Consider the following 11,464-nt stretch of genomic DNA (forward strand, 5'->3'; position numbering starts at 1 on the left):
ATGGTTCCCGAGACGCCGGTCCAGGGCGCACAATGAGGGCATGAGCACGCCAGCCCGGGTCGACGCCCTGCCCGGCCTCGTCGGTTTCGCCGCCGCGTTGCGGGCGGCCGGACTGCGCTGCGACGCGCACCGCGTGCAGGCCTATCTCGCCGCGGTCGAGCATGTGGACATCGGTGATCCACGGCAGCTGTACTGGGCGGGCAGGCTCGCGCTGTGCTCGGAACCCGATGACCTGCCGCGTTACGACGAGGCATTCGCCGCTTGGTTCTCCGGCAAGGCGCCGGTGCGGCAGCGCAACGCCGTGTCCGTGCCCACCCAGCCCCGGATCGCCGCTTTGGTGCCCGAGTCGGCCACGGGGGAGGGCACCGGTGACGATGAGCGGCTCAGTGTGGCCGCCAGCGACGTCGAGACCCTGCGCGACCGTGACCTCGCCGAGCTCACCCCGGCCGAACGTCGGCATCTTCGGGAGCTGATGACCACACTGCGTCCGGTGCCCGCTACCCGCCCTTCGTTGCGGTATCGCTCCGCCCGGCGTGGCCGGCTCGACGCGCGTCGCACGTTGCGGGCAATGCTGGTCGACGGTGGGGAGCCGAGTCGGCTGGTTCGTTCCCGCCGCCGCACCCGGCCGCGTAAGGCCGTGTTGTTGGTCGACGTGTCCGGGTCGATGAAGCCGTACGCGGACTCGTTGTTGCGGTTTGCCCACGTCGTGGTGCGCAGCGCACCGTCGGACGTGGAGGTGTTCACCCTCGGCACCCGGCTGACCCGGGTGACCCGCCAACTGCGGCAACGTGATCCCGAACGGGCGATGCTCGATGCGGGTGGGGCGGTGGCCGATTTCGCCGGTGGCACGCGGTTGGGAGAGACGCTGCGGGTTTTCCTCGACCGCTGGGGGCAGCGGGGCATGGCCCGACGCGCCACCGTGGTGATCTTCTCCGACGGTTGGGAGCGTGGTGACGCGAGCCTGCTCGGCGACCAGGCGGAGCGGTTGCGGCGCCTCGCCCACCGGGTGTTCTGGGTCAATCCGCACGCGGGACACGCGGGTTATGAGCCCGTACAGTCCGGCATCGCGGCCGTACTGCCTCATGTGGACCGACTGCTCGCGGGGCACAGTCTGGCCACGTTGGAACGACTGCTGAGGGAGATCGCTCATGCATGACGTGCTGGACGAGTTGCATCGTCGCTGGTCGGCGGGTGAGACGGTGGGGCTCGGGACCGTGGTGGCCACCTTCTCGTCGGCTCCTCGCGCCCCGGGCGCCGCGATGTTGGTGGGGGCCGACGGCAGCGCGGTCGGCAGCGTGTCCGGCGGCTGTGTCGAGGGCGCGGTGTACGAGCTGGCGCAGCAGGTGGTGGAGTCGCGGACCCCGGTGCTGCAGCGCTATGGCGTGAGTGACGACGACGCCTTCGCCGTGGGGCTCACCTGCGGAGGCATCATCGACATCTTCGTCGAGTACGTGGACCGGGAGTCCATGCCCGAGCTGCCCGAGCTGGTCGCCTCCGTGCGCGAGGGCAGGCCGGTAGCCGTCGCCACGGTCGTCGAGCACTCGGAGCCCGAGTTGGTCGGCAGGCGCATGCTGGTGTGGCCGGACCGGGTCCTAGGAGGTCTCGGCTCGCAGCGTGTCGACGACGCGGTGGCCGACGACGCCCGCGGACTGCTGGCCGGGGGCCGGTCGGACACGTTGCACTACGGGCCGGAGGGGCAGCGTCGCGGTGAGGGCATGGCGGTGTTCGTGAACTCGTTCGAGCCGCCTCCGCGGATGCTGGTGTTCGGCGCGATCGACTTCGCCGCCGCGATGGCGAGGATGGGCGCCTACCTCGGTTACGAGGTCACGGTGTGCGACGCGCGGCCCGTGTTCGCGACGAGGGCGCGGTTCCCCGAGGCCCACGAGGTGGTCGTGGACTGGCCACACCGCTATCTGCAGGCGGAGGTCGAGGCGGGCCGGATCGGCCCCAGAACCGTCGTCGCCGTGCTCACCCACGATCCGAAGTTCGACGTTCCGGTGTTGGAGGTGGCGCTTCGCCTGGATGTCGCCTATGTCGGTGCGATGGGTTCCCGACGCACCCATGAGGACCGCTTACGGCGGTTGAGGGAGGCCGGTATGACCGAGGCGGAGATCGAACGGCTCGCCTCCCCGATCGGGCTCGACCTGGGTGCCCGGACGCCGGAGGAGACCGCCGTGTCCATCGCGGCTGAGATCATCGCGCAGCGGTGGGGAGGCAGTGGGCGTCGGCTGTCCGATCTCGACGGCCGTATCCACGGTGAGTGATACGGCCGGCCTGTGGAGGTAGCGCGGGTGGTCGTCGCTGCTCGGTCTGTGGGTGCGACGTGGGTACGACGTGGGTGCGACGTGGGTATGACACGGCCTCCGTATCACCCATTCCGGTGAGCTGAAACGCCTATTTTGTCGCTTCATTGGAAAGTCGGGCCTCGATCGAGGGGAAGCCGCGGGGATCGGGGGCCGCAGGGGTTGTCGTCACAGCGCGGACGTAGCAGGGTTGCCTGTGAGGACGATCACTGACCCGGTGATCGGTCACGGCCGTTCCACACGGCCCGCCCCCGCGGGTCGAGCCAGCACAGGAGGCCCAATGCGCATCACCGTCACAGTTGACGGAACCCGCTACACCGACGAGGTCGAGCCACGCACACTGCTCGTGCACTACCTGCGCAATCAGCTCGGCAAGGTCGGCACCGTGGTGGGGTGCGACACCAGTAACTGCGGTGCCTGCACCGTGCACCTCAACGGGCAGAGCGTGAAGTCCTGCTCGGTGCTCGCGGTACAGGCCGACAGCGGCGAGATCACCACGATCGAAGGGATCGCGCGCGACGGCGAACTGCACCCGGTGCAGAAGGCGTTCGAGGAGCACCACGCGTTGCAGTGCGGCTTCTGCACTCCCGGAATGATCATGCAGTCGCTCGACCTGCTGTCCGAGAATCCCGATCCGGACGAGCAGGCCGTTCGCGAGGGGCTGGAGGGCAATCTCTGCCGCTGCACCGGATACCAGAACATCGTCCGTGCGGTACAGGACGCGGCCGAGCACATGCGCCCCGGCGCGGGGCCGGAGATTGAACAAGCCGGTGAGACGACGGGGACCGCGGCGGCGCAGGGCATGGGCGGAGGTGTTCAGTGATGACCTCCACGATGGAACCGGAGATCGGCAAAGCCCGTCGGCGCAAGGAGGACGCGCGCCTGATCACCGGCCGCACCCGCTGGACCGACAACCTCACGTTGCCCGGAATGTTGCACCTCGCGGTGCTGCGCAGCCCCGTCGCGCACGCGCGGATCACGAGCATCGACACGTCGGCGGCGAAGCAGGTGCCGGGCGTGCTCGACGTCTACACGGCCGACGACCTCGACCCCGAAGGCGCCATCGGCATGCCGTGTGCTTGGCCCATCACGCCGGACATGAAGTGGCCGCGCAGGCCGGTCCTCGCCCAGGGCACGGTCAACTACGCGGGGGAAGGGGTCGCCGTCGTCGTCGCCCGCAGTCCCGAGGCGGCCGAGGACGCGCTGTCCGAGATCGACGTCGAGTACGACGAGCTGCCCGTGGTGCTGGGCCTGGAGAACGCGCTGGCCGACGGTGCTCCGCTGGTACACGAGGAACTCGGCACCAACCGCAGTGCGGTGTGGACGTTTGACTCCGCCGAGGCGGGTTCGGGCGGTGACGTCGAGCAGGCCATCGCCGACTCGGAGGTGGTGTTAAGGCGCCGGTTCCGGCAGCAGCGGCTGATCCCGGCGTTCATGGAACCGCGTTCGGTGGTGGTGGACCCGACCGCGGCGCAACTGACTATGTGGTCGGCCACGCAAGTGCCGCACATCCTCAAGACCATGTCCGCTCTCACGCTGGGGATCCCGGAGCACCAGCTGCGGGTCATCGCACCCGATGTCGGCGGCGGTTTCGGCGGCAAGCTGGCGGTCATCCCGGAGGAGTTCATCGCCCTGTTGGTGGCCCGTCGGCTCGGCAGGCCGGTGAAGTGGACCGAGTCGCGGTCGGAGTCGATGGCCGCCGCTCACCACGGACGCGACCAGGTGCAGGACATCACCATCTGCGCGACCCGGGACGGCACCGTCACGGGACTGAAGGTGGAACTGCTCGCCGACATGGGCGCCTATCTCGGTCTCGTCGGGCCGGGCGTGCCGATCCTCGGCGCGTTCATGTTCAACTCGATCTACAAGTTCCCGGCCTACCACTTCACGTGCACGAACGTCTTCACCAACACCATGGTGACCGACGCGTATCGCGGCGCGGGCAGGCCGGAGGCCACGTACGCCATCGAACGCATCATGGACGAGCTCGCGGTCGAGATCGGCATGGAGCCGATGGAGCTGCGGAAAAAGAACTGGATCGCCCACGACGAGTTCCCGTACACCACGGTGGCGACGCTGACCTACGACTCGGGCAACTACGAGGTCGCCACCGAGAAGGCCATGGAGCTGTTCGACTACGAGGGCCTGCGCCGAGAACAGCGGGAACGCCGGGAACGTGGAGACGTGGTGCAGCTCGGCATCGGCATCTCGACGTTCACGGAGATGTGCGGGCTGGCGCCGTCGAGGGTGCTGGGCTCGCTCGACTACGGGGCGGGCGGTTGGGAGCACGCGGCCATCCGCATGTTGCCCACGGGCAAGGTCGAGGTCGTCACGGGTTCGTCGGCGCACGGGCAGGGCCACGAGACGGCATGGAGCCAGATCGTCGCCGACCAGCTCGGTGTGCCGTTCGAGGACGTCGAGGTCCTGCACGGCGACACCCAGTCGTCGCACAAGGGGCTCGACACGTACGGGTCCCGCTCGCTCGTGGTCGGCGGTATCGCGGTGGTGAAGGCCGCGGAGAAGGTGGTCGACAAGGCCCGCAAGATCGCCGCGCACATGATGGAGTGCTCCGAGGACGACGTCGAGTTCTCCAGTGGTGCCTTCAAGGTCAAGGGCACCGATCGGTCCACGAACATCAAGGACATCGCGTTCGCCGCGTTCATGGCGCACGACCTGCCCGACGGGATGGAGCCGTCGCTGGACTCGGAGGCCACGTTCGATCCGGAGAACTTCTCCTACCCGCACGGCACACATCTGTGTGCGGTGGAGGTGGACACCGAGACCGGTGGCGTGAAGATCCGCTCGTACGTGTGTGTCGACGACGTGGGCGAGGTGGTGAACCCGCTCATCGTCGAAGGACAGATACACGGTGGACTGGCGCAGGGCATCGCACAAGCCCTGTTCGAGGAGGCGGTGTTCGACGAGAGCGGCACTCTGCTGGCCGGGACGTTCGCCGACTACCTGCTGCCGTCGGCGGCCGATCTCCCGTCGTTCATCACCGACCGCACCGAGACGCCGTCCACCACCAACCCACTCGGTGTCAAGGGCGTCGGGGAGGCGGGCACCATCGCCTCCACTCCCGCCGTCGTGAACGCCGTCGTGGACGCCGTACGCCACTTCGGAGTGAACGACATCGAGATGCCGTGCACACCGATGCGGGTGTGGCGGGCCATCCACACCGGTGAGAAGGCAGCCGGTGGCCTGGGCAACGAGGCCGGTGGCGGCCTCGGATCGATCGACGCCGAACACGGAGGTACGCAGTGATCCCGGCTCCCTTCGATTACGTAGTTCCTTCCACTGTGGGGGAAGCTGTGCGTGTGCTCACCGACGCGGGGGAAGACGCGAAGGTGATCGCCGGAGGGCAGAGCCTGCTGCCGGTGTTGCGCCTGCGGATGGCGGCCCCGACCACGCTGATCGACCTCAACCGGATCAGCGAGCTACGCGGGGTACGCGACGACGGCGACGCTATCGTCATCGGCTCGATGACCACTCACCACGACATCCAACGCGACCCCCTGATCGCCGACCACGCGGAGCTGCTCGCCAAGGCGACCGCCACGGTGGCCGATCCCCAGATACGGCACCGGGGGACTTTCGGCGGGTCCATCGCGCACGCCGATCCGGCGGGTGACCTGCTGGCACCCGCTCTCGCGTTGGACGCGGAGATGGTCCTGCACGGCATGGACGGCGTGCGCAGGGTGCCCGCGGTGGAGTTCTTCGACGATTTCTTCACCACCGCGATGCAGCCGAACGAAATCCTCACCGAGGTGCGGGTTCCGAAGTTCACCGGGTGGCGCGCGCACTACGAGAAGTTCAATCGTGTGGCGCAGGCGTGGTCGATCGTCGGTGTCGCGACCACGGTGCGCACGGAGGCCGGCACCATCGCCGAGGCTAGGGTCGGACTGACCAATATGGCCTCCGTTCCGGTGCGGGCCCGAGCGGTCGAGGAAGCGCTCGTCGGACAACCAGCCACGGCCGAGGCGATCCGGGCCGCGGCCGAACGCGCCGCCGAGGGCACGAGCCCGACCGCGGACGGCAACGCCGACGTGGAGTATCGACAGCATCTCGCCCGGGTACTCACCAACAGAGCTGTCTCCACGGCGGTCGCGGGCTGACCACGACAATGTCACAGCCGTGTCCCCGAGGCCACATTCGGTAACGACCACCGGGTTACAGTGGCCTCGGGGACGGCCTTGCCAGCAAGGCTGAGAGGCACACGAAAGACTTAAGGAAGGAGGTCGGCCCGTGCGGCTCGACCACGAATTCACCGTTCCGGCGCCCATCGACGAGGTGTGGCAGGCGGTGCTCGACCCGGAGAGGGTCGCGCCCTGCATGCCCGGAGCCACCCTCACCTCCGTGGAGGGAGACAAGTTCAAGGGCACGGTGAAGGTCAAGCTCGGGCCGGTTTCCCTGCTGTACAAGGGATCGGGTGAGTTCCTGGAGAAGAACGCCGAGGAACGGAAGATCGTCATCAAGGCATCCGGTAAGGACGCCCGTGGAGCCGGAACGGCAGCCGCCACCGTCACTGTGACCCTCACGGCCGAGGGCGCCTCCACCAAGGGAGCGGTGGCCACCGACCTCAACGTCACCGGTAAGCCCGCCCAGTTCGGCAGGGGCATGATCTCCGAGGTCGGAGGTAAGATCCTCGACAACTTCGCCGCGAATCTCGCCGACATGCTCGGCGCGGCGAGCTCCACGGATTCCACGGACAAGAAGGACAAGAAGGATGCAGCGGCGGGCGCGCAGGGCTCGGCCGGTGCGACGGAGTCCTCGGAAGGCGCTGCGCAGAAACAGAGCACGGCGTCGACTCGATCCGCGAGCGCGGCGGGCACCGCGAAGACGGGCACTGCCGAGAAGACCGCTGACAAGCCCGCCGAGAAGGCCGCCGAGAACTCGACCGCCAGGGCGGAGCAGCCCCAGAAGCCGAAGTTGGAGAGCGTCAAGCCCTCGGCGTCGACCACGCCGCCGAGGGAGGCCGAGGCGATCGACCTGTTCGACTACGCGGGGCCCTCGTTGGCCAAACGTCTCGCGCCTGCTCTGGCGGGCTTGGCGGCGTTGTTCGCCTTCCTCGCCGTCAGGAGGATATTGCGGCGTCGCGGCTGATTTTCGAGTCGACGCGTGAGTGCCGGGGAGCTTCGGGAAGCCGGAGCTCCCCGGCGACGTTGCACTCGGTATGCGGGCTGCTCACGAAACGGATGTCGTCGTCATCGGCGCGGGACAGGCCGGGCTGTCCGCCGCCTATTTCCTGCGCCGTGCGGGCCTGCGTGGGGAGAAGGGATTCGTGGTTCTCGACCACGGCAAGCGTCCGGGTGGTGCGTGGCAGCACAGGTGGCCGACGTTGCGGATGAGTCGAGTCCATGGCGTGCACGACCTACCTGGTCTGCGTCTGGCCGACGTTTCGGAGGCGGGCGAGGAGACGCGGTCGGCGGCCGAGGTGATGACCGCCTACTTCGAGCATTACGAGCGGACATTCGACCTGCCGGTGCGGCGGCCCGTGACGGTGCGCAGCGTGCGGCGGCTTTCCGACGGCCGGTTTCTGGTGGACACGCCGGGGGAGACGTGGTTCGCGCGCGGGATCGTCAATGCGACGGGTACGTGGGACAAGCCGTTCTGGCCCTACTACCCCGGCCGGGACACGTTCCGGGGCAGACAGCTGCACACCGCCGACTACACCGGGCCGGCGCCGTTCACGGGCAGACACGTCGTCGTGGTGGGCGGTGGCACGTCGGCGGTGCAGCTGCTCGCCGAGATCGCGGAGGTCACCGAGGGGACGACGTGGGTGACTCGGCGCCCGCCGGTGTTCCACGAGGGCGAGTTCACTCCCGAACACGGGCGTGCGGCCGTGGCCGAGGTCGAGCGCCGGGTGCGAGAGGGAAAGCCGCCGGAAAGCGTGGTCAGTGTGACGGGACTGACGCTCACCCCCGAGGTGCTGGAGGCGCGGGCGTCCGGAGCGCTGAAGCGGCAGCCGATGTTCGAGCGCATCACACCTCACGGCGTTCGGTGGGCGGACGGTCGTGAGCAGCATGCCGACGTGATCCTGTGGGCGACCGGCTTCCGCGCGGTGCTCGACCATCTCGCACCCCTGCGCCTGCGTGGCCCGGGTGGCGGTATCCGCATGGACGGCACGCGGGTCGCGACCGAGCCGCGGCTGCATCTTGTGGGATACGGCCCGTCGGCGAGCACCGTGGGGGCGAATCGTGCTGGACGTGCGGCCGTGCGTGAGCTACTGGCCGAACTCGGACGCTGAGACTACACAACTTGCGGACACGACTACGCAGGCTGCGGACACGCTACTCGGATTGCGGCGTCGAGTTGCCTTGTGTTTTTTGCCGGTCCTGACGTGTTGCCGCACCGGCGTGGAGACGGGTGGCGTAGCGTTCTCGGGCCTCGTCCACGAGTTCGGGAGAGATCCACGCGATCGGCGTGATGTCCACCAGTAGCGGCTCGTTGTCAGGGCCGAAGTCCACTTGGCGTCCTGTCAGCAGCCACGGCCGCGCGCCTTCGTCGATTTTGCGTAGATACTGGCACACGCGGCGGGCGAGCCAGTCCTCCAGTGGCAGTGTCCACCATCGAGGTGCCGCGAGAGGATTGACCGAGACCCCGGGCATCACGAGTTCGCTCTCGTGGTCGGTGCTGGAGTACTCGGCATCCGACTCGGGTCCGGGGGAGTAACGCAGATACAGCGACTCCCGGGCTGACTCCCGGGTCCGGGTGAGATGGGCCAGCTCCGCCAGCGTGTGCACAGTAAACATCTCCATCGACATCCTGTCGGGACATACCCGGGCGGAAGGCGGTTCAACCCTGTCTTTCCTTCCTCCGAAAAGGCTCTTCGTAGAGTCGCCGTAACAGACAGTGGATAGTGGACAGTGGTGTGCGCGCTGTCAGCGTGTCGTCACTCATCCGGATGTTTCGGACAGCGAGCAGGATTGCCGATCTTGGAATCTGCGCACACTGTATTCACACGGGTGCGGAGAGTGTTTTCTGTCGCGCCTTGTGTGATCGACATCCAGTACTCCAAGGAGAAAATTCACCATGGCAATCCGTAAAGGGGCTGTCGTCGGCGCCATCGTGGTCGGCGCTGCGTTGGGTATCTCTGGCACGACCAATGCCTCCACCAGCGAGGAATGCGGCTCCACGTCCTCGTGGTCGTCCTCCGGCATGGAGTGCGCCGAGTACCAGTTCTCCAGCAGCGACGAGGACTACGACAAGGACTACGACAAGGATTACGACAAGGACCACGGCAAGGACCACGGCAAGGACCACGGCAAGGACCACGACAAGGGTCACGGCAAGGACCACGAGCACGAGCACAAGCACCACCACAAGCACAAGCACCACCACGACCACAAGCACCACCACGACCACAAGCACAAGCACCACCACAAGCACCAGGTGCACAAGAAGCCGCACGGTGGTGTTGAGACCGGTGACGGCTCGCTGGCAGCTCTGCTCTGAGACGACCCACCATGCGTGACGCGACGCTGCGCCATCCCCGCCTGTCCGTTCGTCGGCTGGCGGGGCTGGCAGCGTTGGCCTTCCTGCTGATCACCGGTTGCGGCGGTCCACAGGACACGATCGCCGGATACGCCGAGGCCGGGGAGCAACAGGTCAGCGCCAACGCCGATGTTCAGGCCGCGCTGTCGGCTTCTCCGCCGGTGCGGCTGCGCATCCCGGACATCGGGGTGGACACCGGTACCTTCGTCGGCCTGGGGTTGGAGCCGGACAACACCATGGAAGTGCCCGAAGGCGCGGAAACGGTGGGGTGGTACGAGGAATCTCCGACACCCGGTGAACGCGGCCCGTCGGTGCTGGCCGCGCACGTCGACTGGCAGAACCAGAAAGGCGTCTTCTTCGATCTGCGCAATCTTGAGGCGGGCGCCGACGTGGTCGTGGATCGTGCAGACGGGAGCACTGTGCTGTTCCGGGTCACCGAGGTCGAGCAGTATCCGAAGGACGCGTTCCCCACCGAGAAGGTGTACGGTAACACCGACGGTGCGGAACTACGAATGATTACCTGCGGCGGTTCCTTCAACCGCACGGTGCAGAGCTACCACGACAACGTCATCGCCTATGCCACGATGGTGGACGCTGCTGTGGACTAGACCACCCCGACGCTGACGCGGTGTCGTTCCTCCGGGTAGTGGCAGGCCACGGGATGATCGGTGCCACGGTGGGCGAGCGTCGGCTCGTCCGCCCGGCACTGATCCGTTGCTTTCCAACACCGGGTGTGGAAGCGGCAACCGCGAGGTGGATCGAGCGGTGAGGGCACGTCGCCGGCGAGCACGATCTCGCTGTCGACGTCCTCCTGCCAGTCCTCCACGCTCGGAGCCGCCGACAGCAACGCCCGCGTGTAGGGATGGGCGGGATGTTCGTAGATCTGCTCGGTCTCCCCGGTCTCCACGATCGTGCCGAGATGCATGACGGCGACCCGATCGGCAATGTGCCGCACCACTCCGAGGTCGTGTGTGATGAACAGGTACGCGACCCCCAGCTCCTCCTGCAACTGTTTGAGCAGGGCGAGGATCTGAGCCTGGATCGACACGTCGAGAGCCGACACCGCCTCGTCGCAGACGATGAGTCGAGGACGCACCGACAACGCTCTGGCGATGGAGATACGCTGCCGTTGTCCCCCCGAGAACTGGTGCGGATAGCGGTTCGCATGGCTCGGGTTGAGGCCGACGCGTTCCAGGAGTGAGGCCACCTCGGCGTCCCAGTCGTCGCGTTCGACGATGCCGGGATGGATCCGCCACGCCTCACTGAGCAGCTCGTACACCGTCATCGTCGGGTTCAACGACGCATACGGGTCCTGAAACACCAACTGCACTTGACGCCGTAGGTCCTTGCGCTCGGAGCGGGAAAGCTCTCGAACGTCACGACCGTCGAAGTGCACCTGACCGGACAGCGGTTCCAACAGGCCGACGACCGATCGAGCCACTGTGGACTTACCGCAGCCCGATTCGCCCACCAGGCACACCGTCTCCCCGGCGTGTACCGACAAGGACACCCCGGCGACGGCGTGGACGTCCCGTCGCCGCCCCAACAGGCCCTGCCGTGACCGGTACCCGGCCACCAGATCGACGAGCTCAAGCACGGGTGTTTCCGACGGCTTCGCCATGAGTGAGCACCTCCTCCGCGAAATGACACGCACTGGTCCTGCCCGG

General features: G+C 67.4%; 11 protein-coding genes. 9 read left to right on the forward strand and 2 right to left on the reverse strand.

Annotated elements, in window-relative coordinates; all coding sequences use genetic code 11:
* Positions 1 to 40 precede the first annotated feature (40 nt).
* From M7H19_RS02515 to M7H19_RS02545, 7 genes are all read left to right on the forward strand, one after another.
* Positions 41 to 1,156 carry a VWA domain-containing protein gene (locus M7H19_RS02515; protein ID WP_298176603.1) on the forward strand — a complete coding sequence of 372 codons (1,116 nt, stop codon included), beginning with the start codon at positions 41 to 43 and terminating at the stop codon, positions 1,154 to 1,156.
* A complete protein-coding gene (locus M7H19_RS02520; RefSeq protein ID WP_298176606.1) occupies positions 1,149 to 2,264 on the forward strand; it encodes an XdhC/CoxI family protein in 1,116 nt (371 codons plus the stop codon). Before M7H19_RS02515 ends, M7H19_RS02520 begins: the two co-directional genes overlap by 8 nt.
* Positions 2,265 to 2,583: 319 nt before the next feature.
* Positions 2,584 to 3,126 carry a (2Fe-2S)-binding protein gene (locus M7H19_RS02525; RefSeq protein ID WP_298176608.1) on the forward strand — a complete coding sequence of 181 codons (543 nt, stop codon included), beginning with the start codon at positions 2,584 to 2,586 and terminating at the stop codon, positions 3,124 to 3,126.
* Positions 3,126 to 5,567, forward strand: a complete 2,442-nt coding sequence (locus tag M7H19_RS02530; RefSeq protein WP_298176611.1) for a molybdopterin cofactor-binding domain-containing protein — start codon at positions 3,126 to 3,128, stop codon at positions 5,565 to 5,567. Before M7H19_RS02525 ends, M7H19_RS02530 begins: the two co-directional genes overlap by 1 nt.
* Positions 5,564 to 6,418: a xanthine dehydrogenase family protein subunit M gene (locus M7H19_RS02535; RefSeq protein ID WP_298176614.1), complete on the forward strand. Its 855-nt coding sequence runs from the start codon at positions 5,564 to 5,566 to the stop codon at positions 6,416 to 6,418. Before M7H19_RS02530 ends, M7H19_RS02535 begins: the two co-directional genes overlap by 4 nt.
* Before the next feature lie 130 nt (positions 6,419 to 6,548).
* Positions 6,549 to 7,406: an SRPBCC family protein gene (locus M7H19_RS02540; protein ID WP_298176616.1), complete on the forward strand. Its 858-nt coding sequence runs from the start codon at positions 6,549 to 6,551 to the stop codon at positions 7,404 to 7,406.
* Between the two features lie 70 nt (positions 7,407 to 7,476).
* Positions 7,477 to 8,550 (forward strand): NAD(P)-binding domain-containing protein, encoded by a 1,074-nt coding sequence (locus tag M7H19_RS02545; RefSeq protein WP_298176619.1) that lies wholly within the window; start codon positions 7,477 to 7,479, stop codon positions 8,548 to 8,550.
* 43 nt (positions 8,551 to 8,593) lie between these two features.
* Here the strand turns inward: M7H19_RS02545 and M7H19_RS02550 are convergent, their stop codons facing one another.
* A complete protein-coding gene (locus M7H19_RS02550; protein ID WP_298176622.1) occupies positions 8,594 to 9,067 on the reverse strand; it encodes a DUF6098 family protein in 474 nt (157 codons plus the stop codon).
* A 268-nt stretch (positions 9,068 to 9,335) separates the two neighbouring features.
* Here M7H19_RS02550 and M7H19_RS02555 point away from each other — a divergent pair, with 268 nt between their 5' ends.
* Positions 9,336 to 9,758 carry a hypothetical protein gene (locus M7H19_RS02555; RefSeq protein WP_298176624.1) on the forward strand — a complete coding sequence of 141 codons (423 nt, stop codon included), beginning with the start codon at positions 9,336 to 9,338 and terminating at the stop codon, positions 9,756 to 9,758.
* A gap of 11 nt (positions 9,759 to 9,769) precedes the next feature.
* A complete protein-coding gene (locus tag M7H19_RS02560; RefSeq protein WP_298176626.1) occupies positions 9,770 to 10,405 on the forward strand; it encodes a class F sortase in 636 nt (211 codons plus the stop codon).
* Here M7H19_RS02560 and M7H19_RS02565 read toward each other — a convergent pair.
* Positions 10,402 to 11,418 carry an oligopeptide/dipeptide ABC transporter ATP-binding protein gene (locus M7H19_RS02565; protein ID WP_298176629.1) on the reverse strand — a complete coding sequence of 339 codons (1,017 nt, stop codon included), beginning with the start codon at positions 11,416 to 11,418 and terminating at the stop codon, positions 10,402 to 10,404. The genes M7H19_RS02560 and M7H19_RS02565 overlap by 4 nt on opposite strands.
* Positions 11,419 to 11,464: the final 46 nt, after the last annotated feature.

Origin of the sequence: Saccharomonospora sp., from assembly GCF_027317685.1 — a bacterium.
GTDB lineage: Bacteria > Actinomycetota > Actinomycetes > Mycobacteriales > Pseudonocardiaceae > Saccharomonospora.